The organism is Bordetella saccharivorans (assembly GCF_045862855.1).
Classification (GTDB): Bacteria; Pseudomonadota; Gammaproteobacteria; order Burkholderiales; family Burkholderiaceae_B; genus Bordetella_A; species Bordetella_A petrii_F.
Genome location: NZ_BAAFZO010000001.1, coordinates 5,053,158 through 5,077,617 on the forward strand (window position 1 = coordinate 5,053,158; position 24,460 = coordinate 5,077,617).

Below are 24,460 nucleotides of genomic sequence, written 5' to 3' on the forward strand. Positions count from 1 at the left end.
GCCGGCGCGCGCCGGCCCGGCCATTCTAGGTACGCGGCGCGCCGGCCGGTATCCTCAATCCTGAGGAGGCCGGTCCCCCGCCAGCCAGCGCGCCGCCAGCGCGGTGCGGTTGGCGCAGTCGAGCTTTTCCATGGCGTGCTTCAGGTGCGTGCGCACGGTGGTGAACGCCATGCCCAGTTCCCGGGCGATCTCGCGGTCGCCGCGGCCCTGTGCCACCAGGCGCGCCACCTGCTGTTCGCGCGGGCTCAGGCACGCCGCCGCGCCGGCGCGCGCCGGCTCGTCGGCGGCCAGGGCCCGCGCGAAGTACGGCGCCAGCAGATCCAGCAGCCGCAGGTCGCGCTCGCTGAAATCCGCGACGCCCGCCGCGCGCCATAGCCGCAGATCGCCGACGTCGCGCCCGCACGCGTCGGCGAAATAGATATTGACGCCATGATGCAGGCCGTCGCGCGCCAGGAAATCGTTGTAGAACTCGGAATGCTCCAGCTCGCGCCGGCCCAGCGCCTCGTCGACCAGCGCGGCGCGGCGCAGCGGCCGCAGGCGGTGCGAGATCGGGTCGCGGAACTGGTAGCGCTCGTCGTAGGCGCGCAGGTTGGCGGGATTCATGTTGTGGCCGGCGCCGTCGACAAAGCGCCGCGCCGCGGCGTCCCAGCGGTACGACGCGCCGAACTGGCAGCGCAGCAGGCGGGCCATGCCCGGCAGCACCTGGGCCCGCAGGCCGGCGCGCGCGCCGCCGCCGCCGGCCAGGGCGTGGACGATGTCGGCCAGTTGCGCCAGTTCGCTGGCGCTCATGTCGTAGATGGCGGAAGGCATGGCGGCTCCTGCCCGCGACAGCGCGCGGCTGCGCCAGTGTCACATGGCCGGGCCGGCGGCGCTATACGTAGCGTTCCCGATATCCCACCGGCGACATCCCGCAGTACTTGCTGAATACATCGCGAAACGCCTTGGTGTCGCTGTAGCCGACCTCGTACATGACCTCGGCCACGCTCTTGCGTGAATTCTCCAGCTGCTTCTTGGCGGCCTCGATGCGGATGCGCTGCAGGTATTCGACGATGCTGTTGCCGGTGGCCTGGCGGAAGCGCCGCTCCAGCGTGCGGCGGCCCAGCGCGAAGCGGCCGGCCAGGCCTTCGACCGTGAGGCGCTCGGCATAGCGGGCCTCGATATATTGCTGCACCGCGCGCACCACCTCGTCGGCATGCGCCTTGTGACCGACGAACACCGAAAACGGCAGCTGGCTCTGGCGGCTCCAATCCAGCTGGAAGAACTTGGCGCACCAGATGGCGGTCTCGCGGTCGGTGTATTTCTCGATCAAGTGCAGCACCAGGTGGGCGGCCGAGAACGCCCCGCCGCTGGTGTACAGGCCCTGCTCAGCCAGCACGACCCGGTCGCTGACCCACTGCACCGCCGGGAACCATTGCGCGTACAGGCCCTGCGCCACCCAGTGCACCACCGCGCGGCGGCCGTCCAGCAGGCCGCCGGCCGCCGCCAGGGCGGCGCCCAGGCACAGGCAGGCGACTTCGCCGCCGCCCTTGTAATGGCGCACCAGCCAGTCGATCAGTTGCGGGTTGGCGGCCACCGCCTCGGGGCCCGCCGCCAGCAGCGGCGGCACCACGCAGATGTCCACCGTGCCGGCCTCGGCCAGCACGGCGTCGGCTTGCACGCTGATGCGGCCGTGGTCCAGCTGCACCTGCGGCGTGGCGGCCAGCAGCCGCACGTTGAAACAGGGCGGGCGGCCCTGCTCCTGCAAGTACTGGTTGGCCACCAGGAAGCCGTGCCGGGCGGTCTCCAGCGAGGCGATATTGGCCCCCACGGGCAGCAGGAAGGCGACGTTCTTCATGGCGCCAGCATAGCGCCACATGGCTGTCGCAATCCACCCGCAAGATTGTCGCAATTCCCCATCGGCAACGGGGGAATTTCCCGATACAGTAGTTGTCCGGCCACCCGCCGGCCCACCCAGGAGCATCGCCATGGAACAGTACGTAGACGGCTTCCTGCTTGCCGTCCCCAAAGACAAGCTGGACGCCTACAAGGCCATGGCCACCCTCGCCGGCCAGGTCTGGAAAGAGCACGGCGCGCTCGACTACCGCGAATGCGTCGGCGACGACCTCAACATGGATCCGAACTGCGCCAGCTTCACCGCCGCCGCGGGCGCGCGCGACGACGAGGTGGTGGTCTTCGCCTGGATCCTCTACCCCAGCAAGGCCGACCGCGACCGCATCAACGCCGCCGTCATGGCCGACCCGCGCCTGCACGAAGGGGCGGTGGAAGGCGTCTTCGAGATGCGCCGCATGGCCTGGGGCGGCTTCCGCACCCTGGTCGCGGCATAGCGCCGGGCGCCCGCGCAAAAAAAATCGCCGCCGCTGTCGATCCAGCGCCCGGCCGATCGTCGTACCCCTATAGCGGCCTGCCATCCCGGCGCCGCCCTATTGGAGCCCATCATGGCCACCGTCAAACCCATTCCCGACGACATGCACTCGCTGACCCCGCACCTGACCTGCGACGGCGCGGCCGAGGCCGTCAAGTTCTACGTCAAGGCATTCAACGCCGTCGAGCTGGCATGCCTGCCCACTCCCGACGGCAAGATCGCGCACGCCGCGGTGCGCATCGGCGACTCCACCCTGATGCTGTGCGACGCCTTCCCCGAATGGGGCGGTTTCGACCCCAAGGCCCTGAAAGGTTCGCCGGTGATCATCCACCTGTATGTCGAGGACGTGGACGCCACCGTGGCCCAGGCGGTGGCGGCGGGCGCCACCGTGACCATGCCGGTGACCGACATGTTCTGGGGCGACCGCTACGGCCAGCTGACCGATCCCTTCGGCCATCGCTGGTCGGTGGCCACGCACAAGCAGGACCTCACCCCCGAGCAGATCCAGGAAGCCATGCGCAATGCCCCGCCGTGCCCCGACATGGCCGGCAAGGGCCAATCATGAGCGGCGGCCAGACCATCACCACGTTCCTGTGGTTCGACGGCCAGGCCGAGGAAGCGGCCCGCTTCTATACCTCGGTCTTCAAGCATTCGCGGCTGGGCGACATCGTCCGCTACCCGGCGGGCGCGCCCGGCCCCGAAGGCGCGGTCATGACGGTCGCGTTCACCCTGAACGGCCAGGAATTCGTGGCCCTCAACGGCGGCCCGCATTTCAGCTTCACCCCGGCCATCTCGCTGGTGATCAACTGCCAGGACCAGGCGGAAGTCGATTACTACTGGGAACACCTGTCCACCGGCGGCCCGGGCGAACAATGCGGCTGGGTCCGGGACAAGTACGGCCTGTCCTGGCAGGTCGTGCCGGTGGCGCTGACCGGCATGCTCAAGCGCGCCGATCCCGCCGCGGCGGGGCGCATCATGAAGGCCGTGCTGGGCATGCGCAAGCTGGACCTGGCGGAGATCCAGCGGGCCTCGCAGGCGGCGTGACCGCCCGGTCGGCGGCGCGCGGCCAGGGCGGGCTTTGCGCAGCGGCAAGCCCGCCCCGGGTACGCGGCTTGAATCGGCGCCCGTAAACACCTAAGGTGTGCTATTGCTTCCGCACGACACCCGACCCGCCATGCCCGCCTCCGACCGCCCCCAGACCCTCGGCGAAGAAATCGCCAACAGCATCAGCCATGGCCTGGGCGCGCTGGGCGCCGTGGCGGCGGCGCCGCTGCTGATCATCGGCGCCACGCGCCGGGGCGATGCCGCGCTGATCGCCGGCGCGGCCGTCTTCGCGGCCAGCATGTGCCTGCTGTACCTCGCTTCCACGCTGTACCACGCCCTGCCGCGCGGGCGCGCCAAGCAGGTCTTCAACGTGCTGGACCACTCCGCCATCTACCTGCTCATCGCCGGCACGTACACGCCGTTCGCGCTCGGGCCGCTGCGCGGCCCCTGGGGCTGGACCCTGCTCGGCCTGGTGTGGGGCCTGGCGGCGCTGGGCGTGGCGCTCAAGGCCGCGCGGCGGCTCGACCGTCCGGCGGTCTCGCTGGCACTGTACCTGACCATGGGCTGGCTGGTGGCCATTGCCGTCGATCCGGTCCTCGAGCACGTGCCCGCCGGGGGCCTGTGGCTGCTGCTGGCCGGCGGCCTGGCCTACACCGGCGGCGTGCTGTTCTTCGTGTTCGACTCGCGCTGGCGCTACAGCCATTTCGTCTGGCACCTGTTCGTGCTGGCCGGCACGGCCTGCCACTTCTTCGCGGCGCTGTGGTACGCCGTGCCGCCCGCCTGACGTCCCTCAACCGCCGGCGGGCGCGAAATCGTAGCGCCGCACCTGTCCCCCGCCCGCGATAATGGCGCAGGCCTCGGGCACTTCCTCCCAGGCGCCCGGCAGTTCGGTCAAGGGCTCCGACAGCAGCATGTAGGTATCGTCGTCCAGCGCCGCGATGCGCGGCTCGTCGGGGTACAGCTGCTTCAGGTGGCGCACATCGGTGTTGTGGAACAGCGAGCGCGAATTCGCCTCGCTGGAATAGCGCACCGCGATCAGCCGCTGGCCGTCCAGCGCGCATACGGTCATGTTCAGCGGGTGCGCCACGCCATGGCGATGGCCCACCTCCTCCACCACCGCCGCCATGCGCTGCAGCGCCGGCAACGGATCCTTCTCCAGGCCGAAGCTCAGCGCCAGCAGGAACATCACCTCCGAATCGGTGGATCCCTCCAGCGACGGAAAGTACGACGGCGCAATATGCAGCATCAACTCGCGGCGCAGCAGCGGGTATTCGCGGATCAGGCCGTTGTGCACGAACAGCCAGCGGCCGTGCCGGAACGGATGGCAATTGGTCTCTTGCGCGGGCGTGTCGGTCGCCGCGCGGATGTGGGCCACGAACAGCGACGCCTTGATGGCGCGCGCCGCCTCGCGCAGGTTGCGGTCATTCCACGCCGGGTGAATGCTGCGGTAGCGGAACGGCGCCTCGTCCGGATCGCGCCCATACCAGCCCACCCCGAAGCCGTCGCCGTTGGTGGTGGTGGCGCCCAGGCGCGCATGCAGGCTCTGGTCTATCAGGGAATGCCGGGCCTTGAAAATCACGGTCTCCAGCTTCAGCGGACTGCCGGTATAAGCCATCCAGCGGCACATGGTGTTTCTCCCGCTTATTGTTCACTTTGCGTTTATATATGGATTTCAATAATTGAACTTTGCGTCTTACAACCAATTGACATAAAGAACGGCATTGCCCATGATGACGGGCAGCCGCCCTCCTCGGGCGACGGCCGCCGCATGGCGGCCCACGATAACCACAATACCGCGCCAGCCCGCACTGTGCGCGGCGATCACGGAGGCATGCCATGAACACCACTCCTCTCGACCCCGCGCGGCGGCGCCTGCTGGCCGGCGGCGCCGGCGCCCTGGCCGCCGCCGGGCTGGGCGCTGCCCCAGGCCTGGCGCGCGCCAGCGAAGCGGCAGCCAAGGAGGCCGCGCCGGCGGCCAAGCCGCTGCCGGCCTATGCCGCCTGGAAAGACGCGGACAGCGTCATCGTACACAGCGCCAACACCATCGAGACGCGCCGCGGCGCGTTCGGCGACGGGGTGGTCACGCCGTCGCGCGAACTGTATGTGCGCAACAACCTGCCGCCGCCGGACGCCTCCATTCTCGACGACCGCGACGCCTGGACGGTCGAGATCCAGGGCGTGAAGAATCCGCGCAGCTTCACCCTGGCCGAACTCAAGACGCTGGGCGTGGACACGATGGCCACCGTGCTGCAATGCTCGGGCAACGGGCGCGGCTTCTTCCCTCACAAGCCCAGCGGCACCAAATGGCAGGTCGGCGCGGCCGGCTGCGTGCTGTGGACGGGCATCCCGGTGCGCGCGCTGGTCGAGCAGCTGGGCGGCGTGGACGGCGACCTGAAATACATGACCGGCACCGGCGGCGAGAAGCTGCCCGAAGGCCTGGACCCCAAGACCCTCATGGTGGAACGCTCGGTGCCGCGCGAGGCCATGCAGGACGCGATGCTGGCCTGGGAGATGAACAACGAGCCGCTCAGCCTCGCGCATGGCGGGCCGCTGCGCCTGATCGTGCCGGGCTATACCGGCGTGAACAACGTCAAGTACATCAAGCGCCTGGCGTTCACCGCCGAACAGAGCCCGGTGAAGATCCAGCAGACCAGTTACCGGATCGCGCCGCTGGATGCCAAGCCCGGCCCCGAACATCCGTCGGCCTGGGCCATGACGCCCAAGTCGTGGATCACCGCGCCCGGCGCGGACGGCGAGGCCGTCAAGGCCGGCCGCGCGCTGGTGCGCGGCGTGGCGTTCGGCGGCCTGCACGCCGTCAAGCGCGTGGATGTGTCGGTCGACGGCGGCAAGACCTGGAAGCAGGCCGCGCTGGTCGGCCCCGACCTGGGCAAGTATGCCTGGCGCCAGTTCGCGCTGGCCGTCGAACTGCCCGCCGGCCAGCACACGCTGGCCAGCCGGGTCGAGGACAGTGAAGGCAACGTGCAGGTCGAGAACCGCGAGGAAAACGCACGCGGCTACCTCAACAGCAGCTGGCGCGACCACGCGCTGCAGATCACGGTCTCATAGGAACGGCGGCACCGATGCACAATTCCCAGCAGCACCCCACCCGCCGCCGCGCCGCCGGCTGGCGGCGCACCCTGCCGGCCCTGGCCGCCGGCCTCTGCGCGGCGGCCGCCGCCGGCGCAGTCCACGCGGCCGACGCCGAAGCCGGCCGCGCCCTGTTCACCAAGGGCGCCACGCCGGCCTGTGCCGTCTGCCATACGCTGGCCGACGCCGGCGCGGCCGGCACCATCGGCCCGGACCTGGACGAGCTCAAGCCCGATGCCAAGCGCGTCGCCCAGGCGGTGCGCAACGGCATCGGCGTCATGCCGGCGTTCGAAGCGCTCAGCGACGCCGACGTGCAGGTCCTGGCCGAGTACGTGGCCGCCGCCACCGGCGCGGCCCAGTAGCGGCGGCCGCGCGGCGTCAGTCGCGCGGCAGCAGTTGCGGGTTCCAGGCCACTTCCCACAAGTGCCCTTCCGGATCCTGGAAGTAGCCGGCATAGCCGCCCCAGAAGGTATCGGCGGCCGGCTTGACCTCCGCCGCGCCGGCCGCGTGCGCCTGTTGCATGACGCTGTCGACCTCGGCTCGGTCCGACACATTGTGGGCCAGCGCGCAATGCGTGGCGCTGGCCGGTCCCACCGGCAGGCCGCTGTCGTGCGCCAGGCTGGCGCGTGGCCACAGGGCCAGCTTCAAGCCGGGCTGCAGGTCGAAGAAGGCCACGGCGCCGTGCTCGAACTCGGTGCCGATGATGCCCTGCGTGGGCCAGCCCAGGCCGTCGCGGTAAAAGCGCACGGCCCGCTCCAGGTCGTCCACGCCCAGGGTGATCAGGGTAATGCGGGGTTTCATGTCGGTCTCCTGAATGACTTCAGCCCGCCAGCGCCGCCGCGGCGCGCGCGGCGACCTGCAGGGTGCCGGCGGGATCGGCGTCGTCCTGCAGCATCCAGACGGCGGACAGCCCGGCCCAGGCCAGCACCCACTGCAGCAGGCGGCGAGGCTCGATGCCGGACGCGGCGGCGACGATGTCCAGGCGCTGTTCGAAGCGCCCGCGCGCCAGCGCCGTCCGGCGGCTGGGGTTGCAGAACAGGTTGGCATAATCGAAGCCGCGTTCGCCGTGCAGGCCTTTCGGGTCGATCGCCAGCCAGCCGCGCGCGCCGAAATCCAGCACATTGCCATGGTGGATGTCGCCGTGCAATACGCCTGGCTGGTGCGGCTCGTCCAGCAGGGCGCGGGCGTGGCGGGCGCTGTCGCGCAACACCCCGCCATGCCGCTCGGCCGCCGGCCACAGGTCGCGGAACCAGGCGTCGAGCGGCACCAGGCCGGGCGGCGGCTGGCCGCGCCGCGCGTGCAGGCGCGCCACGGCGCCGCACAGGATGCGGGTCGCCGCCGCATCGTCGCCACGGCGCGCCATGGCGGCCAGCGAATTCGCGCCTTGCGCCCGTTCCATCAGCAGCGCGTCACCATCGTGGGCCAGCACGCGCGCGGCGCCCTCGCCCGCCCACCATGCCAGCACTCGCGCGCCGCGGCGTTCCTCCTCGACGCGGGCGATCTTCAGCATGGCCGCCGCGCCGGCCTGGCGCACCGGCAGCAGGCGACTGGTGGCGGTGCGAATAGGCGCGCCGTCCGGTTCCAGGCGCCACTGCCGCACATAGCGGTCGAATATTCTCAAGACAAGCCTCCACGGTATGGCCAAGCCATTAAATCATCCTCCAGCCGCAGGGTAGTAACATCGGACGGCTTTTCCCACCCTATCCGGAGTTCAGCCTTGAAATACCGAAAACTCGGCCGTACCGATCTCGATGTCAGCCTGATCGGCCTGGGCACCATGACCTGGGGCGAGCAGAACAGCGAAGCCGAGGCCCACGCACAGCTCGACTACGCCCTGTCGCGCGGCATCAACCTGGTCGACACCGCCGAGATGTACCCGGTGCCGCCCAAGCCCGAGACGCAAGGCCGCACCGAGACCCACATCGGCACCTGGCTGGCGAAGACGCGCCGCCGCCACGACATCGTGCTGGCCAGCAAGGCGGCCGGCCCGGTGCGCGACCCGAAACGGCCCGGCCACATCCGCGACGGCAAGACCTTCCTCGACCGCAAGAACCTCGCCGCCGCGCTGGACGCCAGCCTCAAGCGCCTGCAGACCGACTACCTGGACCTGTACCAGTTGCACTGGCCCGACCGCAGCACCGCCACCTTCGGGCGCGCCTACCCATGGATCGACGACGACTACACCGTGCCCATCGAGGAGACACTCGAAGTGCTGCAGGACTTCGTGCGCGCCGGCAAGGTGCGCCATATCGGCGTGTCCAACGAAACGCCCTGGGGCGTGGCGCAATTCCTCAAGCACGCGGAGGCCCAGGGCCTGCCCCGCATCGCCTCGATCCAGAATCCGTACAGCCTGCTCAACCGCACCTACGAACAGGGCCTGGCGGAATTCAGCCATCTGGAACAGGTAAGCCTGCTGGCCTATTCGCCGCTGGCCATGGGCGTGCTGTCCGGCAAGTACCTGGATGGCGCCCGCCCCGAAGGCGCGCGCCTGACGCTCTACACGCGCTTCACGCGCTACAGCAACCCGCAGTCGGAGGCCGCCACGCGCGAATATGTACAACTGGCGCGCGCCCACGGCCTGTCGCCGACGCACCTGGCACTGGCCTGGGTCAACCAGCGGCCGTTCGTGGCCAGCAACCTGATCGGCGCCACTACGCTGGAACAGCTGCGGGAGAACATCGACAGCGTGGACGTCGCCCTGCCGCAGGAGGTGCTCGACGAGATCGCCCGCATTCACGCGCGGTATCCCAACCCGGCCCCTTGAGGCGGCGGCCGCGCGTCATGCGGAGCGCGGCGCGCTCAAACCCACACATCGTTCTGCGCGGTGCGCTCGCTGGTTTCGCCGCCGGTATTGAGCACGCCGCGCGGCTCGATCAGCATCATCCGGACCTCCTGCTCGGCGTAAGGCTTGTGCGGCACGCCGCGTGGCACCACGTACATTTCGCCGGGGCCGACCTCGACCGGGCCATCGCGCAGGTCGATGCGCAGGCGGCCTTCCAGCACGATGAACGTCTCGTCCGTGTCGGCATGATCGTGCCAGATGAAATCGCCCTGGATCTTCACCAGCTTGAATTGATAGTCGTTCATTTCGGCGACGACCCGCGGCGACCAATGGTCATGGATGCGGGCGAGCTTTTCGGCGAAATTGATGGCGCGGCGCGCCGGCGGCGCGGCGGGCGGGGCGGGAAGGTCGGGCGGGGACATGATCGGCGGCTCCATGAAATGACAGGCATACCCGCGCGAGCGTAGCCGCCCTGCCCGCAGCCCGTCTTGAACGATTGTGCGTCGCCGTCCCGGCCTCAGCGCGGCTGGCCGCTCAGCATGGCCAGCCATGCCGCCGGCGGCATGCCGTAGGCGCTGCGGAAGCTGCGGGTCAGGTGGCTCTGGTCGGCGAAGTTCGCCTGCGCGGCGGCATCGACCAGGCTGCAGCCCGCCAGCATCAGGCGGCGCGCCCATTCCAGCCGCCGCGCCTGCACATAGCGCGATGGGCTCACGCCATACAGGGCGCGGAAATCACGCGCCAGGCTCCAGCGGTCCCGGCCGCTCGCGGCGGCCAGCCCATCCAGCGTGATGGCCTGGCCCAGCGTGTCGTCGATACACTGGCGGGCCCGTTCGGCGGCTCGCAAATCCGCCGCGTGGCGGCCGCGCGGCGCGCCGCTGGCGGCCTGCAGCGCGGCCGCCACCTCGTAGAGCGCGTCGTCCTGCGCCAGCGGGTCCAGGCGCCGGTCCAGGCGGCGCACCAGCGCCTCGGTCGCCGCGTACAGGCGCGGATCGGCCGATATTCCGCCCTCGATGAACGGCAGCGCCGCGCCGCCCAGCGCCTGCTGCAGCACGGCCGGCTCCAGGTACGCCATGCGGTAATGAAAGCCGGCATCGGTGCCGGCATGTCCGTCGTGCACTTCATCGGGATGCAGGACGATCGTTCGGCCCGGCAGGCTGTGGCGCAGCTCGCCGCGATAACGGAAGCTCTGCACGCCGGCCAGCGTGCGGCCGATGGCATAAGTGGCATGGCGATGCGGATCATAGCCGTGCCCATGGAAATACGCCTCGATGCGCTCCATGGCGCCGGACTGCGGATCGCGCCGGATCCAATCGGCCGGGATGCGAGGCTCGCGCGGCATGGGCGGCGCTCCGAACCAGTCAACGGCCGTGCGCCAGCAACTGATCCGCCAGCTCGCCGAAATCGCCCGCCACCGCGTCCCATTCCTGCTCGGGCCGCAGGTCGGTGGCCTGGCCAGGGCCGTGCTCGGCTGGCCGGCACACGAAAGCGGTCCGCAGGCCGCATTGGCGCGCCGCCGCCAGGTCGCCATTGTGCGCGGCCACCATGCCGACCTCGCCGGGCGCCAGGCCCAGCACCTCGGCGGTGCGCAGGTAGGCTTCCGGCATGGGCTTGTAGGCCTGCGCCACCTCGGCGCCCAGGATGGCGTCCCAGGGCAGGCCGGCGCGCTTGGCCATGTCCAGCATCAGGCGGATATTGCCATTGGACAGCGGCGCGATGATATAGCGCGCCTTCAGCCGCGCCAGCCCTTCCAGGGCGTCGGGCCACGGGTCGAGCCGATGCCAGGCCAGGTTCAGCGCGTCCAGTTCGGCGGGCGGCAGCGCGGCCGGGTCCATGCCCACGTCGCGCAGCGCGGCCTCCAGGTTCTCGCGATGCAGCACGTCCAGCCGCACGAACGGCCGCAGCCCGCTGCGCACCGCCTCCATGGACGGCGAGTAGTGGCTGCGCCACGCGTCGGCGAAGGCCGCCGGGTCGATGTCGCGCCGGCCATGCCGCGCCAGGAACGGCGCCGCCTCGCGCGCCACGCCGCCGCGCCAGTCGACCACCGTGCCGAACACGTCGAATACCAGCGCCTGCACCTTGTCCCACGCCATGTGTATGCTCCCTCGAAGCTAGGTCTTGAGGCGGTAGCCTGTCTTGAATATCCAGCGCACGCCCGCCAGGCAGGCCGCCAGGAAGGCCAGCGTCATGCCCAGGCTGATGCCCACGCTGACGTCCGACACGCCGTAGAAGCTCCAGCGGAAGCCGCTGACCAGGTATACCACCGGGTTGAACAGCGTGACGGTCTGCCAGAATGGCGGCAGCATGTTGATCGAATAGAACGTCCCGCCCAGGAAAGTCAGCGGCGTGATGATCATCAGCGGAATGATCTGCAGCTTCTCGAAGCCGTCGGCCCATACGCCGATGATGAAGCCGAACAGGCTGAAGGTCAGCGAGGTCAGCACCAGGAACGCCACCATCCAGAACGGATGCGCGATGCTGAAGTCGACGAACAGGCGTGCGGTGGCCAGCGTGATCAGGCCCAGGATAATCGACTTGCTGGCGGCCGCGCCGACGTAGCCAGTCACGATCTCCACGTACGAAATGGGCGCGGAATGGATCTCGTAGATGGTGCCGGTGAAGCGCGGCATGTAGATGCCGAACGAGGCGTTGGCCACGCTCTGCGTCAGCAGCGACAGCATGATCATGCCAGGCACGATGAAGGCGCCGTAGCTGACGCCTTCGATCTGCACCATGTGCGACCCGATGGCCGAGCCGAACACCACGAAATACAGCGCCGTGGACACTACCGGCGAGGCCACGCTCTGCATCAGCGTGCGCCAGGCGCGGGCCATTTCGAACAGATAGATGGCGCGGATGGCGTAGAAATTCATGATTGGGTGCTCACCAGGCTGACGAAAATTTCCTCGAGCGAACTCTCGGAGGAACTGAGGTCCGTGAACTCGATGCCCGCCTCGTCCAGTTGCCGCAGCAGGCGGGCGATCTCCGCGCCGCCCTGCTGGTTGTCGTAGGTATACACCAGTTGGTGGCCCTCATCCGACAGCTCCAGCCCGTAGGCGGCCAGCACGGCGGGCACCTCGGCCAGGGGCTCTTTCAGGGTCAGCGCCACCTGGCGCTTGCCCAGCTTTTTCATCAGCGCATGCTTTTCCTCGACCAGGATGATCTCGCCCTGGCGGATCACCCCGATGCGGTCGGCCATTTCCTGCGCTTCTTCGATATAGTGCGTGGTCAGGATGATAGTGACGCCGTTGTCGCGCAGGCGCCGCACCATGTCCCACATGCCGCGGCGCAGTTCCACGTCGACGCCCGCGGTGGGTTCGTCCAGGAACAGGATCTGCGGCTCGTGCGACAGCGCCTTGGCGATCATCACCCGGCGCTTCATGCCGCCGGACAGCGCCATGATGCGCGAGTCCTTCTTGTCCCACAGTGACAGGTCGCGCAGCACCTTCTCGATATACGCGGGGTTGGCCGGCTTGCCGAACAACCCCCGGCTGAAGGTCACGGTGCTCCACACGCTTTCGAAGGCGTCGGTGGAGATTTCCTGCGGCACCAGGCCGATGCGCGAGCGCGCCGCCCGGTAGTCGGCCACGATGTCATGGCCATCGGCCAGCACCTTGCCCTCGCCGGGGTTGACGATGCCGCAGATGATGCTGATCAGGGTGGTCTTGCCGGCGCCGTTCGGCCCCAGCAGGGCGAAGATTTCGCCGCGGTGGATGTCCAGGTTGACGTTCTTCAAGGCCTGGTGTCCGGACGCGTACGTCTTGGACAGGCCTTGCACGGAAATGACGGGCTGCACGCGGACCTCGATATGTCGATGAACGCAATGATTCTACTTGCTCGACATCGGCGCATCGTTCCGCCCGCGCCACAACTGTATTCCGCCACGTAACCGGTTGTTTTCGCTGGCTTTTCCCGCCCTGCCCCGGCGCGGCTGGGCGCCTAGAAGGAATCCGGGTCCGGCGCGCCGCGCCACGCCCCCGGCGCCAGCCAGGCCGTCAGGGCGCTCGACACCCCGGCGATCAGCCACAGCACGAAGAACGACACGGTGTAGAACGCCATGCGGCCAGGCTGCCATTGGCCGAGCACGGCCACGTCCAGGGGGTCGATCAGCGCGAAAACCAGCGCGCTGCCCGCCGCGGCCGCCAGGAAAGAGGGCCAGAGTATCCACATCAGCAGGCGCCAGCGCATGGTCGGCTCCGCTCAGGGACGGGTGGACGCCGGGCCGGCGGCGGGCTCGGCCGCCGGCGCGCCGCCCTCGACGCGCTCGACCACCAGGCCGCGCTTGACCGCCCCCGCGGTGATGGGCTGGTCGTCGAAGCGCGTCACGGCCAGGTAAATGGTGATGATGCATCCCAGCATGGCCAGCAGCGGACCGGTCATCAGGAACCAGGGCCACGGCTCGCGATACCAGGCATTGGATGGTTGGGACGTATTCATGTGCTGGCTCCGGAATCAATCGGGCATGTAGAAACTGGAAGGCTCGTTGCGTTCGACCAGGCGCCCGTCGGGTGTCTGCGCCCGCGCCCGCACCTGGATGGGGTGCGGGCCCGGCGCGACGGCGCCGACCGGCGCGCGGATGACCACCGGCACCAGCCGGTTGGCGTACGGTTCCAGCAGGATGTCGGGGCCGGCCTGCCGTTCGGCGTGCACGGCCAGCCCGGGCAGCCCGCCGGCCGACAGCTGCAGCCGCATGGGCGCTTCGGACGTATTGATGAGCTGCAGGCGGTAGACGTTCTCGATCATGCCGCCCGGCACTTCGCGCGCCAGCACGCCGCGGTCGCGGATCACGTCGACCCGCAGCGGGCTGCGCAGCGCCAGCGACGCCACGAAGGCAGCCGACAGCGCCAGGATGATCGTGGCGTAGATCAGGACCCGCGGCCGCAGCAGGCGGGCCCGCGCCCGGCGCGCCGACCAGCCTTCCTGCACGGCGCGCTGCGAGGTGTAGCGGATCAGGCCGGCCGGATACTGCATCTTGCCCATGACCTGGTCGCAGGCATCGACGCATGCCCCGCAGCCGATGCACAGGTATTGCAGCCCGTCGCGGATATCGATGCCGGTGGGACAGACCTGCACGCACAGGCTGCAATCAACGCAATCGCCCAGGCCGGCGGCCTTGTGGTCCGCCTTGCGCGAGCGGCCGCCGCGCGGCTCGCCGCGGCCCTTGTCGTAGGTGACCACGAAGGTGTCCGGGTCGACCATCACGCTCTGGAAGCGCGCGTAGGGACACATGTATTTGCAGACGGCCTCGCGCATGAAACCGGCGTTGCCCCAGGTGGCGAACCCGTAGAACAGCATCCAGAACCATTGCCAGGGCCCCAGCTGCAGCGCCAGCAAGGCCGCGCCCAGGTCGCGGATCGGCGCGAAATAACCGATGAAGGTGTAGCCCGTCCACCACGCCACGACGATCCACAGCGCGTGCTTGGCCAGCTTGAGGCGCAACTTGCGCAGGCTCCAGGGCGCGGCGTCCAGGCGGATGCGGGCCAGCCGGTCGCCCTCGACCTTGCGCTCGATCCACATGAAGATCTCGGTGTAGACCGTCTGCGGGCAGGCGTAGCCGCAGAACAGCCGGCCGGCCACCGCCGTGAACAGGAACAGCGACAACGCGGAAATGACCAGCAGCACCGCCAGATAGACGACGTCCTGCGGCCACAGCACCAGGCCGAACAGGTAGAACTTGCGTGCGCCCAGGTCGAACAGCACGGCCTGGCGGCCATTCCATTGCAGCCACGGCATGCCGTAGAACACCAGTTGCGTCAGGAAGACGAACACCACCCGCCAGCGCGCGAAGACGCCCGTGACCGAGCGCGGGTGAATCTTGCCGCGCACCTCGTCGATCGTGTGTTCAAGCGAATCGGACTGCACCCTGCCCCCGCTGCTACTGTGCTGCCGCCTGGCTCGTGGCCGGCGTGCCCGCGCTGCCGGACCCGTCGGACGTGTTCGACAACCCCCATACCCAGGCCGTCAGGATCTTGATCTGTTCGGGCGTCAGCACGGCGTCGTGCGCCGGCATGCGGTTGTCACGGCCCTCCAGGATGGTCTGCACGATGGTGGCTTCCGAACTGCCGTACAACCAGGTTTCGTCGGTCAGGTTGGGCGCGCCCAGGACCTGGTTGCCCTTGCCGTCCACGCCATGGCAGGCCACGCAGACAGTGCCGAACTCGCGCTGGCCGCGGAACACCTTGATCGGGTCGGCCGCCAACCCCGAAAGCGAGCGCACATAATGGGCGATGTCGCTGGCGGTGGCGGCGTCGATGCTGGCCTTCCAGGGAGGCATGATGCCGTGCCGGCCATGGGTGATAGTCTGCTGGATGGCCTCCGGCGCGCCGCCGTGCAGCCAATCGGCATCGGTCAGGTTGGGAAAGCTGCGCCCGCCGCGCGCGTCCGAGCCATGGCATTGCGCGCAGGTATTCAGGAACAGCCGCTCGCCGATCTGGCGCGCGGCGGGATCGGCGGCGATCTGCGGCACCGTCATGGTTTCGAAGCGCGCATACACCGGCTTGACCTGCTCGGCCAGCTGCGCCTGGTGGCGCCGCACCTCGTCGGCCGTGGTATAGCCCAGCACGCCCTTGAACGCCCCCAGCCCCGGCATCAGCAACAGGTAGCCGAGCGCGAACACGCATAGCAGCAGGTACATCCAGGCCCACCAGCGCGGCAGCGGATTGTTGAGCTCGGTGAGATCCTCGTCCCAGACATGCCCGGTATCGTCGACCGGCCCGCTGGCCGGACGGTTGCCGAGCCAGCGCCGCTGCGTATACAGCAGCCACAGACACCAGGCGATGCCGCCCAGCGCGATGATGGCAATGAAATAGCTCCAGAAGCCGTTGATGAAATCGCTCATGGCCGCGTTGCTCCTAGTTCGTGTCCGTCTTCATCGGGTAGCGCGAACGGCAGCAGCGCCGCTTCGCGGTTGGCGCCTTGCCGGCCACGCGAGTACGCCCACCAGACGATCCCGATGAAGGTCGCCATCGATACGGCGGTCATGATTCCCACGATGTACACCATGATGTCAGCCCCCCTGCCCCGCGGCCGGCTGGGCCGCCTGCTGCCGCGCTTGCTCGGCCTCGGCCTGGCGCGCCTTGCGCAAGCCCACGCCCAGGCCCTGCAGGTAGGCCACCAGGGCGTCTTCCTCGGTCTTGCCGGCGATGGCCTGTGGCGCGGCCTCGATCTCGGCGTCGCTGTAGGGCACGCCGAGCTTGCGCAATGCGCGCATGCGCTCCTGCACGTTCTGGCCGGCCAGCGTCGTGTGCTGCAGCCAGGGATACGACGGCATGTTCGACTCCGGCACCACCAGGCGCGGGTCGCGCAGGTGGATGCGGTGCCATTCGTCGGAATAACGCTCGCCCACGCGCGCCAGGTCCGGGCCAGTGCGCTTGGAGCCCCACAGGAAGGGGTGGTCGAACACTGACTCGGCCGCCTCGGAATAGGCGCCGTAGCGCTGCACTTCGGCCTGCAGCATGCGCACCTGCTGCGAATGGCAGCCTACGCAGCCCTCGCGTATGTAGACGTCGCGCCCCATCAGGCGCAGGGCGTCGTAGGGCGCGACGCCCGACACCGCCTGGGTGGTGGAATGCTGGAAGAACAGCGGGACGATCTGCACCAGCCCGGCGAAGGAGACCACCAGGATGCTGGCGATGATCATCAGGCCGATGTTCTTCTCGAGCGTCTGGTGCGAGAAAAAACCGTGTTGCTTGTTTGCCATGGGGACCTCGTCAGGCGGTGGCGGGAACGGCGGCGGCCATGCGCTCGCGCGGCTCGGCGGGCGGGATCGCGGGATTGGCGGCGCGCTGCCCGCGCACCGTCATCCAGATGTTCCAGGCCATGATGAACACGCCCGACAAGTACAGGGCGCCGCCGGCGAGCCGGATGAGGTAGTACGGCAGGCGCGTCTTGAGCTCCTCGACGAAGCTGTACACCAGCGTGCCGTCCACGGCCGTATTGCGCCACATCAGGCCCTGCTGCACGCCGGCGATCCACATGGAGGCGATGTACAGCACCACGCCCACCGTGGCTACCCAGAAATGCAGCTCGATGGCGCGGACGCTGTGCATGGCGGTGCGGCCATACAGGCGCGGGATCAGGTAGTACAGCGAGCCGAAGGTGATCATGGCGACCCAGCCGAGCGCGCCGGAGTGCACGTGGCCGACCGTCCAGTCGGTGTAGTGCGACAACGCGTTGACCGTGCGGATCGACATCATCGAGCCTTCGAAGGTGGACATGCCGTAGAACGACAGCGCGGTGACCAGGAACTTCAGGATGGGATCGGTGCGCAGCTTGTGCCAGGCGCCCTGCAGCGTCATGATGCCGTTGATCATGCCGCCCCACGAGGGCGCCAGCAGGATCAGCGAGAATGTCATGCCGAGCGACTGGGTCCAGTCGGGCAGCGAGGTGTACAGCAGGTGGTGGGGCCCGGCCCACATGTAGGTGAAGGCCAGCGCCCAGAAGTGCGCGATCGACAGCCGGTACGAATAGATGGGCCGGCCGGCCTGCTTGGGCACGAAGTAGTACATCATGCCCAGGAAGCTGGTGGTCAGGAAGAAGCCGACCGCGTTGTGACCGTACCACCACTGCACCATGGCGTCCTGCACGCCGCCGTAGGCCGAGTACGACTTCCACAGCGAGACGGGCAGCTCGATGTTGTTGAAGATGTGCAGGATGGCGATGGTCAGGATGTACGAACCGAAGAACCAGTTGGCCACGTAGATGTGCTTGACGCGCCGCTTGACGATGGTGCCGAAGAACACGATGGCGTAGGCCACCCACACCAGCGTGATGAGGATGTCGATGGGCCATTCCAGTTCGGCGTATTCCTTGCTGCTGGTGTAGCCCAGCGGCAGCGTGATGGCGGCCGCGACGATCACCGCCTGCCAGCCCCAGAACGTGAAGGCCGCCAGCTTGTCGCTGAACAGGCGCGCCTGGCAGGTGCGCTGCACGACGTAGTACGAGGTCGCGAACAGGCCGCTGCCGCCGAATGCGAAGATCACCGCATTGGTATGCAGCGGCCGCAGCCGGCCATACGTCAGCCAGGGAATATCGAAGTTGAGTTGCGGCCAGATGAGCTGGGCCGCGATGAGGACGCCGACGGCCATGCCGACGATGCCCCACACCACCGTCATGATGGCGAATTGCCTGACGACCTTGTAGTTGAACGTTTCCAGTTGATCGTCGCTCGTGTTGCGATGATTCATTCCTTATCCCCGGCTGCTGCGGAGATGGAATGATGCGTCCCCCTGGGATTGGGCGTCTTGACCAAGATCAAGACTAAGTTGAGCCGTTGGTAGGGGCTTTAGAAACAACTGGCGCATCTATGTTTCGCTAGGCATCGCGGTCGGACAGAATCGATGCCGCGGCGTCGTCGGGTTCGTCGAATTGCCCGTTGAACACGGCCCAGCCGAGCGCCAGGCCGATGACCAGCACGAACAGCAGCGACAGCGGCAGCAACAGGTACAGGATGGTCATGGCGCGACCGGCGCGCCGGCCGAGGCGCATGAAGGGGCCGCCGGCGCCCGCCAGCGGCGGTACAGGCGCCACGCATGCCCCGCCACCGCCAGCGACGACAGCAGCATGGTGATGGCCGCCAACCAGGGCGCTACCCACCCGGCCAGCGCCAGCGGCGTCATCAGCAGATGCCAGGCCAGCGAGCCGTAGAGGCTCTGGCGGGCGGTGCGGCGCGCCGCCGCGACCAACTGGCGGAACTGGCGGGAGTCCAGTTCGGCACGCCCGGCGGCGGCATGCGCGGCGGCCAGCGCCGTGGGCACGGCCATGGCCATGGCGCACGGGCAGCTGATGACCAGCAGCGCCACCATGACCGGTACGGCATGGGGCGCGTCGAACCCCGCCCAGGCCGCGCCGGCGGCCAGCGTCAGCGCGAGCTGCACCGCCACGAAGCGGGCCGCCACGCGGTCCGCCGCGCGGCCCAGCGTTCGGCGCCAGCGCTCGAGCCGGACATGGCGGCGCGCCCGCGCGCCGCCCTCGCGCGGCGCGATGGACTGGCGCGCGCACAGCGCCAGGTAGCGGGCCGTGAGCAGGAAGGCCACGAACATGGTGACGGAATCGAAATAGACCTCGCCGTGGCGCAGCCAGGTGGCGTGCACGCTGGGCAGGAAGGCGGCGACGATGCCCAGGGCCACGGGCACGTCCATGCCGGCGCGGCCTTGCCGCAGGCTGCGCGCTGCGCCCTGCCAGATGGGCCAGGCGGAATACACGGCCACCGGCACCGTCAGGACCAGGCTGGCCCAGTTCATCAGCACGATGGCCCAGTCCAGCGTGGCCAGGGCGTCGGGCGGGATGCCCGGGTGGCGGACATAGCCGGGCCAGGCGAACATCATGACCTGCATCATGGCCAGCCAGGCCCAGCCCAGGCGTAGCAAGGCATGGCGCCGCGCCCGCCGGTCGGCGGCGGGCAGGTCCGGTGGCACGGAGAAAATGGAGTGTCCAGGCATGTGCCCGATCGTAGCGACGGCGTCCGGCAACCAATTTGATGGAAATCAAGCTGGCTGCAAGAGAAGACCTTCTTACTGCCGCTCACGCTACCGCGCCACAGATCCGCCCCCCTCGCTCCGCGATCAAACTCCGCCGCGCGTTTTCGGCGCGGCCAACCCAAAAAAAGGGGGTGCCCGAAGACACCCCGAATCCACCCTACAACAGCAACTGAAAATTCAAGACCTTACGCCGCGGCCGTTTCCCGGTGGCCATGCTCGAATTGGGCCTCTTCGGTCGAGCCGGTAAGCGCCGTGGTGGACGACTGGCCGCCCTCGATGGTCTGCGTGACCGCGTCGAAGTAGCCGGTGCCGACTTCGCGCTGGTGCTTGACGGCGGTGAAGCCCAGCTCGGCGGCGGCGAATTCCTTCTGCTGCAGCTCGACGAAGGCGCTCATCTGGCGGCGCGCATAGCCGTGCGCCAGTTCGAACATGCCGTAGTTGAGGGCATGGAAACCGGCCAGCGTGATGAACTGGAACTTGTAGCCCATGGCGCCGAGCTCGCGCTGGAACTTGGCGACGGTCGCGTCGTCCAGGTTCTTCTTCCAGTTGAACGACGGCGAGCAGTTGTAGGCCAGCAGCTTGCCGGGGAACTGGCGATGGATGGCCTCGGCGAACTTGCGCGCGTAGTCCAGGTTGGGCGTGGAGGTTTCGCACCAGATCAGGTCGGCATACGGCGCATACGCCAGGCCGCGCGAGATGGCCTGCTCGATGCCGGCCTTGGTGCGGAAGAAGCCTTCGACGGTGCGTTCGCCGGTAATGAAGGGACGGTCGTTCTCGTCGATGTCGCTGGTGACCAGGTCGGCCGCGTCGGCATCGGTGCGCGCCAGCAGCACGGTGGGCGTGCCCATGACGTCGGCCGCCAGCCGCGCCGAGACCAGCTTGGCAACGGCCTCGCGGGTGGGCACCAGCACCTTGCCGCCCATGTGGCCGCATTTCTTCACGGAGGCGAGCTGGTCTTCGAAGTGCACGCCAGCGGCGCCGGCCTCGATCATGGCCTTCATGAGCTCGAAGGCATTGAGCACGCCGCCGAAGCCGGCCTCGGCGTCGGCCACGATGGGCGCGTAGTAATCGATGTAGCCATCGTCGCCCTGGTTCTTGCCTTCCATCCACTGGATCTGGTCGCAGCGCGCCAGGGCATTGTTGATGCGGCGGACCACCTGCGGCACCGAATTGGCGGGGTACAGCGACTGGTCGGGGTACATCTCGCCGGCCAGGTTGGCGTCGCCCGCCACCTGCCAGCCCGACAGGTAGATGGCCTTCAGGCCGGCCTTGACCTGCTGCATGGCCTGGTTGCCGGTCAGCGCGCCAAGCGAATTGACGAACGGTTCGCTGTGCATCAGTTCCCACAGGCGGGTCGCGCCGCGGCGGGCCAGGGTGTGTTCCACGGCCACCGAGCCGCGCAGGCGGATGACATCCTCGGCGCTATAGGCGCGCTTGATGCCCTGCCAACGGGTGTTTTCAGCCCAATCCTTCTGCAGGCTGCGGATTTCGGTTTCGCGATTGCTCATGAAGATGCTCCTCAGGTAGGGAAAAGACAGAGAATCCGTTGCTGCGCCGGTCGCGCCGCGTTGGATAAAAGTCTATTCCTGTGCTGCGGGGCAATGTCGGCCTGTCTCTTATATAAGACCAAATTATTTTTCTTTAAAAATCAATTATTTAAAAGTCTTATTTCTTATTATGAAAACAAATTGTCCGCTGTGAAATGCGCTCGCGCTGCTTTGCAGCAGGCGCTTTCATATGGCGGCGGGCTGATTTCACAATCCGGAAGCGCGGCTTTCGGTGCCCTACAATGAGGGCTGTGTTTTTGTCCGCCTTTCCCATGTCGCTGTCCAATGCCCCGCTGGGCCAGAGCGTCGCGTATCCGTCGCACTATGACCCCGGCCTGCTGTTTCCCATCGCGCGCGCGCACAATCGCGCCAGCCTTCGACTGACGGGCCGCCTGCCTTTTGCCGGCGCCGATATCTGGAATGCCTACGAATTGTCGTGGCTCGACGCCCGCGGCAAGCCTCGGGTGGCCATGGCGCGCTTCATGGTGCCGGCCGACAGCCCCAACATCATCGAGTCCAAGTCGTTCAAGCTGTATTTGAATTCGTACAACCAGACGCGGCTGGACGATGCCCGGGCGTTGCATGATCGCCTGGCGGCCGACCTGTCGGCCGCCGCCGGCGGCGCGGTGGGGGTGGAGCTGATCCTGCCGGAGCGCTTCGGCGCGCAGGCCATGGCGGAACTCGATGGGGACTATATCGACGACCTGGATGTGGACATCGATACCTATGCACCCGACCCCGCCCTGCTGCGCTGCGCCGACGGCGAGACCATCGAGGAGACGCTCGCCTCGCGCCTGCTGAAGTCGAACTGCCCCGTAACCGGCCAGCCGGACTGGGCCAGCGTGCAAATCCGCTACCGGGGCCGGCCGCTCGACCGGCCCGCGCTGCTGCGCTACCTGGTGTCGTTCCGCGACCATGCGGAATTCCACGAGCATTGCGTGGAACGTATCTATATGGACATCATGGCGGCATGCCAGCCCGAGCAACTGACGGTGTACGCCCGCTACACGCGGCGCGGCGGGCTGGACATCAACCCGTGGCGCAGCAATGTCGAAGCCGCGCCACCCGCGGACGTGCGCACGGCGCGGCAGTAGGCTCCTTACGGCGCGAACGGCCCGGGCCGCGGCGTGGCATCTGCCGAGGGGGAGCGCCGGCAGCCGGCGCGCCGGCGATCATTTCTGGGGGCTGTAATGCTTGCCGGCAGGCGCGGCCGGGGCGCGGCGCGCCTGCACCGCGATCCATTGCGCCAGCAGCGCCGCCGCCGCGAAGGCCAGCCCGGCGCCGACCCACGGCCCCTGGTTCAGGCCGGCATCGAGCAGCAGGCCGAAGGCCAGCGGCCCCAGGGCCGAGCCGACGTCCATGCCCGAATACACCAGCCCGTACACCGAACCGGTGGCGCCCTTGGGCGTGACGCGCCGCACCAGCATGTCGCGCGAGGGCGCGGCCACGCCGGAGCAGAAGCCGGCCACGCCCACCACGATGGCCGCCAGCCCGGCCGGCACCAGGCCGAGCGCCAGCACGACCAGCGTCAGGCCGGCCAGGATCAGCGCCACGGTCACGGTGAGCTCCGTGCGCGGGTTGGCCGACACCAGGAAGCCGCCGGCCGCCATGCCCAGCGCCGAGGCCACCATGTAGCCGGACAGCGCCGAGCTGGCGACGACCTTGGACAGCTCGTACAGCTCGCCCAGCAGCGGGATGGTGTAGTTCTGCACCGAGGACAGCGCGATCGACGAGCAGGCGAAGAACAGGAAAGCCCCCCACAAGACCGGTTTGGACAGCAAGGCGGCCAGCGTGGCCAGCACGCTTTCCTGGGGCGCGGCGGCGGCCGGCGCGCGGGCCTGGGCCGCCTCGCGCGTCGCGGCCTCGGGCGCGGGGCCGCCCAGCAGGTCGCGGCCCAGCACGGTCAGCAGCAGCACCAGCGCTACCAGCCCGGCCGCGCTGAAAGCCGCCACGCGCCAGTCGGCCAGCAGCGTGATGGACGTGATGAACACCGGCGTCAGGGCCCAGCCGAGATTGCCGGTCAGGCCATGCGTGCTGAAGGCGTGGCCCAGGCGCGGCGCGCTGACGCGGTGGTTCATGATGGAGTAGTCGGCCGGATGGAACACCGAATTGCCGATGCCGCCGACCACGGCGGCGGCCATCAGCATGGCGTAGCCGTTGGCCGAGCCGATCAGCACGCCGGACAGCACGAAGCAAGCCAGGCCGAACCACAGTACCGGGCGCGCGCCCACCCGGTCGACCACGAAGCCCGATGAAGCCTGGCCGATGCCCGACACCACGTAGAAGGCCGACACCAGCAGGCCCAGCCGGGCGAAGTCGAGGCCGAACGCCGTGCCCAGCGACACATACAGGGACGGCAGCACCAGTTGGAAGAAATGCGACGAGGCGTGGGCAATGCCGATCAGCAGGATGGTGAGCCAGTCGCGGCGGCGCAGTTCGGGGGAATCGAGCGCGGCGGAGTCTGCGGAATACATGTCTGCGATGGCCGGCGGGGCCGTGAAAAACGCGGGCGCCACCGGCCCGCTCGGTTGTTGGACGGAGGCTCGGGCAGCCCGGCTACTGGGACTTCTCGCGGATGGCCGGCCAGGCGCGCTGCAGGTAGTACAGCATCGACCAGACCGTCAGCACGGCCGCGATCAGGATCAGCACATCGCCCACCAGCCGGCTGGACATGCCGAACAGCGGCTGGTTGTACAGCAGGCACGGGATGGCGACCATTTGCGCGGCGGTCTTGAACTTGCCCAGCCGGTGTACGGCCACGCTGGCGCTGGCGCCGATCTTGGCCATCCATTCGCGCAAGGCCGAAATGGTGATCTCGCGGCCGATGATGATCAGCGAGATGAAGGCGTCGACCCGCCCGAGGTCGAGCAGCACGATCAGGGCGGCGCACACCATGAGCTTGTCGGCCACCGGGTCGAGGAACGCGCCGAAAGCCGAGGTCTGGTTCCAGCGGCGAGCCAGCCAGCCGTCGAACCAGTCGGTCAGGGCCGCGATGATGAACGCCCAGGCGGCCAGGGTATCCCGGGCGGGCTCGGCCATCCAGGTGCCGGGTATGTAGAACAACCCGACCACCAGGGGAATCATGGCGATACGCAGCCACGTCAGGATGATAGGCACGTTGATTGGCATAATGAGCGTATGCTACATCACTGGCGGAAAAAAC

At 68.4% G+C, this 24,460-nt stretch carries 30 protein-coding genes; 8 read left to right on the plus strand and 22 right to left on the minus strand.

The annotated features are described in order from the left end of the window. Window positions 1–54 precede the first annotated feature (54 nt). Window positions 55–810 (minus strand): helix-turn-helix transcriptional regulator, encoded by a 756-nt coding sequence (locus tag ACKTT0_RS24235; RefSeq protein WP_407852271.1) that lies wholly within the window; start codon window positions 808–810, stop codon window positions 55–57. Between the two features lie 61 nt (window positions 811–871). Beyond that, window positions 872–1,855 (minus strand): GlxA family transcriptional regulator, encoded by a 984-nt coding sequence (locus ACKTT0_RS24240; RefSeq protein WP_407852272.1) that lies wholly within the window; start codon window positions 1,853–1,855, stop codon window positions 872–874. A gap of 109 nt (window positions 1,856–1,964) precedes the next feature. Here ACKTT0_RS24240 and ACKTT0_RS24245 point away from each other — a divergent pair, with 109 nt between their 5' ends. The 4 genes from ACKTT0_RS24245 (at window position 1,965) to trhA (ending at window position 4,190) form a co-directional block, all read left to right on the plus strand. After that, the gene (locus tag ACKTT0_RS24245) at window positions 1,965–2,324 is read left to right on the plus strand and encodes a DUF1428 domain-containing protein (RefSeq protein WP_407852273.1); all 360 of its coding nucleotides are present in this window, start codon (window positions 1,965–1,967) and stop codon (window positions 2,322–2,324) included. Between the two features lie 111 nt (window positions 2,325–2,435). Beyond that, entirely contained in the window at window positions 2,436–2,927 is a 492-nt protein-coding gene (locus ACKTT0_RS24250; RefSeq protein ID WP_407852274.1) for a VOC family protein, read from the plus strand. Continuing rightward, window positions 2,924–3,406, plus strand: coding sequence for a VOC family protein (locus ACKTT0_RS24255; protein ID WP_407852275.1), 483 nt, complete (start codon window positions 2,924–2,926; stop codon window positions 3,404–3,406). The genes ACKTT0_RS24250 and ACKTT0_RS24255 overlap by 4 nt, the downstream gene beginning before the upstream one ends. 130 nt (window positions 3,407–3,536) lie before the next feature. After that, on the plus strand, window positions 3,537–4,190 hold the full coding sequence (gene trhA, locus ACKTT0_RS24260) for a PAQR family membrane homeostasis protein TrhA (RefSeq protein ID WP_407852276.1): 654 nt from the start codon (window positions 3,537–3,539) through the stop codon (window positions 4,188–4,190). A gap of 6 nt (window positions 4,191–4,196) precedes the next feature. On the opposite strand, the gene ACKTT0_RS24265 is transcribed toward trhA, so the two are convergent. After that, window positions 4,197–5,033: a class II glutamine amidotransferase gene (locus tag ACKTT0_RS24265; protein ID WP_407852277.1), complete on the minus strand. Its 837-nt coding sequence runs from the start codon at window positions 5,031–5,033 to the stop codon at window positions 4,197–4,199. Window positions 5,034–5,242: 209 nt separating this feature from the next. Here ACKTT0_RS24265 and sorT point away from each other — a divergent pair, with 209 nt between their 5' ends. Together sorT and sorU are read left to right on the plus strand one after the other, a co-directional pair. After that, window positions 5,243–6,472, plus strand: coding sequence for a SorT family sulfite dehydrogenase catalytic subunit (gene sorT, locus ACKTT0_RS24270; protein WP_407852278.1), 1,230 nt, complete (start codon window positions 5,243–5,245; stop codon window positions 6,470–6,472). A 14-nt stretch (window positions 6,473–6,486) separates the two neighbouring features. Beyond that, window positions 6,487–6,855 carry a SorU family sulfite dehydrogenase c-type cytochrome subunit gene (sorU, locus tag ACKTT0_RS24275; RefSeq protein WP_407852279.1) on the plus strand — a complete coding sequence of 123 codons (369 nt, stop codon included), beginning with the start codon at window positions 6,487–6,489 and terminating at the stop codon, window positions 6,853–6,855. A gap of 16 nt (window positions 6,856–6,871) precedes the next feature. On the opposite strand, the gene ACKTT0_RS24280 is transcribed toward sorU, so the two are convergent. Beyond that, the gene (locus ACKTT0_RS24280) at window positions 6,872–7,294 is read right to left on the minus strand and encodes a VOC family protein (protein ID WP_407852280.1); all 423 of its coding nucleotides are present in this window, start codon (window positions 7,292–7,294) and stop codon (window positions 6,872–6,874) included. Between the two features lie 19 nt (window positions 7,295–7,313). Next, complete coding sequence (locus ACKTT0_RS24285; protein WP_407852281.1) at window positions 7,314–8,114, minus strand: aminoglycoside phosphotransferase family protein; 801 nt, start codon at window positions 8,112–8,114, stop codon at window positions 7,314–7,316. A gap of 96 nt (window positions 8,115–8,210) precedes the next feature. Here ACKTT0_RS24285 and ACKTT0_RS24290 point away from each other — a divergent pair, with 96 nt between their 5' ends. Next, window positions 8,211–9,257: an NADP(H)-dependent aldo-keto reductase gene (locus ACKTT0_RS24290; protein WP_407852282.1), complete on the plus strand. Its 1,047-nt coding sequence runs from the start codon at window positions 8,211–8,213 to the stop codon at window positions 9,255–9,257. A gap of 35 nt (window positions 9,258–9,292) precedes the next feature. Here ACKTT0_RS24290 and ACKTT0_RS24295 read toward each other — a convergent pair whose 3' ends face one another. From ACKTT0_RS24295 to aceA, 15 genes are all read right to left on the minus strand, one after another. Further along, a complete protein-coding gene (locus ACKTT0_RS24295; protein ID WP_407852283.1) occupies window positions 9,293–9,697 on the minus strand; it encodes a cupin domain-containing protein in 405 nt (134 codons plus the stop codon). Window positions 9,698–9,792: 95 nt separating this feature from the next. Further along, the gene (locus tag ACKTT0_RS24300) at window positions 9,793–10,614 is read right to left on the minus strand and encodes an AraC family transcriptional regulator (RefSeq protein ID WP_407852284.1); all 822 of its coding nucleotides are present in this window, start codon (window positions 10,612–10,614) and stop codon (window positions 9,793–9,795) included. A gap of 19 nt (window positions 10,615–10,633) precedes the next feature. Next, entirely contained in the window at window positions 10,634–11,365 is a 732-nt protein-coding gene (locus tag ACKTT0_RS24305) for a haloacid dehalogenase type II (protein ID WP_407852285.1), read from the minus strand. 18 nt (window positions 11,366–11,383) lie between these two features. After that, a complete protein-coding gene (locus ACKTT0_RS24310) occupies window positions 11,384–12,145 on the minus strand; it encodes an ABC transporter permease (protein ID WP_407852286.1) in 762 nt (253 codons plus the stop codon). Beyond that, window positions 12,142–13,068 carry an ABC transporter ATP-binding protein gene (locus ACKTT0_RS24315; protein WP_407852287.1) on the minus strand — a complete coding sequence of 309 codons (927 nt, stop codon included), beginning with the start codon at window positions 13,066–13,068 and terminating at the stop codon, window positions 12,142–12,144. Before ACKTT0_RS24315 ends, ACKTT0_RS24310 begins: the two co-directional genes overlap by 4 nt. Window positions 13,069–13,211: 143 nt before the next feature. After that, window positions 13,212–13,460 (minus strand): hypothetical protein, encoded by a 249-nt coding sequence (locus ACKTT0_RS24320; RefSeq protein ID WP_407852288.1) that lies wholly within the window; start codon window positions 13,458–13,460, stop codon window positions 13,212–13,214. A gap of 12 nt (window positions 13,461–13,472) precedes the next feature. Then, window positions 13,473–13,709 carry a hypothetical protein gene (locus ACKTT0_RS24325; protein ID WP_407852289.1) on the minus strand — a complete coding sequence of 79 codons (237 nt, stop codon included), beginning with the start codon at window positions 13,707–13,709 and terminating at the stop codon, window positions 13,473–13,475. Between the two features lie 15 nt (window positions 13,710–13,724). Beyond that, on the minus strand, window positions 13,725–15,134 hold the full coding sequence (ccoG, locus tag ACKTT0_RS24330; protein ID WP_407852290.1) for a cytochrome c oxidase accessory protein CcoG: 1,410 nt from the start codon (window positions 15,132–15,134) through the stop codon (window positions 13,725–13,727). Between the two features lie 13 nt (window positions 15,135–15,147). After that, window positions 15,148–16,110, minus strand: a complete 963-nt coding sequence (gene ccoP / locus ACKTT0_RS24335; RefSeq protein ID WP_407852291.1) for a cytochrome-c oxidase, cbb3-type subunit III — start codon at window positions 16,108–16,110, stop codon at window positions 15,148–15,150. After that, a complete protein-coding gene (locus ACKTT0_RS24340; protein WP_407852498.1) occupies window positions 16,107–16,277 on the minus strand; it encodes a cbb3-type cytochrome oxidase subunit 3 in 171 nt (56 codons plus the stop codon). Before ACKTT0_RS24340 ends, ccoP begins: the two co-directional genes overlap by 4 nt. A gap of 1 nt (window position 16,278) precedes the next feature. Then, a complete protein-coding gene (ccoO, locus tag ACKTT0_RS24345; RefSeq protein WP_407852292.1) occupies window positions 16,279–16,971 on the minus strand; it encodes a cytochrome-c oxidase, cbb3-type subunit II in 693 nt (230 codons plus the stop codon). Window positions 16,972–16,981: 10 nt separating this feature from the next. Continuing rightward, the gene (gene ccoN, locus ACKTT0_RS24350; protein ID WP_407852293.1) at window positions 16,982–18,457 is read right to left on the minus strand and encodes a cytochrome-c oxidase, cbb3-type subunit I; all 1,476 of its coding nucleotides are present in this window, start codon (window positions 18,455–18,457) and stop codon (window positions 16,982–16,984) included. 127 nt (window positions 18,458–18,584) lie between these two features. Further along, the gene (gene ccoS / locus ACKTT0_RS24355; protein WP_407852294.1) at window positions 18,585–18,728 is read right to left on the minus strand and encodes a cbb3-type cytochrome oxidase assembly protein CcoS; all 144 of its coding nucleotides are present in this window, start codon (window positions 18,726–18,728) and stop codon (window positions 18,585–18,587) included. Further along, a complete protein-coding gene (locus tag ACKTT0_RS24360) occupies window positions 18,725–19,711 on the minus strand; it encodes a P-type ATPase actuator domain-containing protein (RefSeq protein WP_407852295.1) in 987 nt (328 codons plus the stop codon). The genes ccoS and ACKTT0_RS24360 overlap by 4 nt, the downstream gene beginning before the upstream one ends. A gap of 224 nt (window positions 19,712–19,935) precedes the next feature. After that, on the minus strand, window positions 19,936–21,258 hold the full coding sequence (gene aceA / locus ACKTT0_RS24365) for an isocitrate lyase (protein ID WP_407852296.1): 1,323 nt from the start codon (window positions 21,256–21,258) through the stop codon (window positions 19,936–19,938). A gap of 311 nt (window positions 21,259–21,569) precedes the next feature. Here aceA and queF point away from each other — a divergent pair, with 311 nt between their 5' ends. After that, window positions 21,570–22,391: an NADPH-dependent 7-cyano-7-deazaguanine reductase QueF gene (queF, locus tag ACKTT0_RS24370; RefSeq protein WP_407852499.1), complete on the plus strand. Its 822-nt coding sequence runs from the start codon at window positions 21,570–21,572 to the stop codon at window positions 22,389–22,391. Between the two features lie 78 nt (window positions 22,392–22,469). On the opposite strand, the gene ACKTT0_RS24375 is transcribed toward queF, so the two are convergent. Both ACKTT0_RS24375 and pgsA read right to left on the minus strand, forming a co-directional pair. After that, window positions 22,470–23,771: an MFS transporter gene (locus tag ACKTT0_RS24375; protein WP_407852297.1), complete on the minus strand. Its 1,302-nt coding sequence runs from the start codon at window positions 23,769–23,771 to the stop codon at window positions 22,470–22,472. A gap of 82 nt (window positions 23,772–23,853) precedes the next feature. After that, window positions 23,854–24,426 carry a CDP-diacylglycerol--glycerol-3-phosphate 3-phosphatidyltransferase gene (pgsA, locus tag ACKTT0_RS24380; protein ID WP_407852298.1) on the minus strand — a complete coding sequence of 191 codons (573 nt, stop codon included), beginning with the start codon at window positions 24,424–24,426 and terminating at the stop codon, window positions 23,854–23,856. Between the last annotated feature and the right edge of the window lie 34 nt (window positions 24,427–24,460).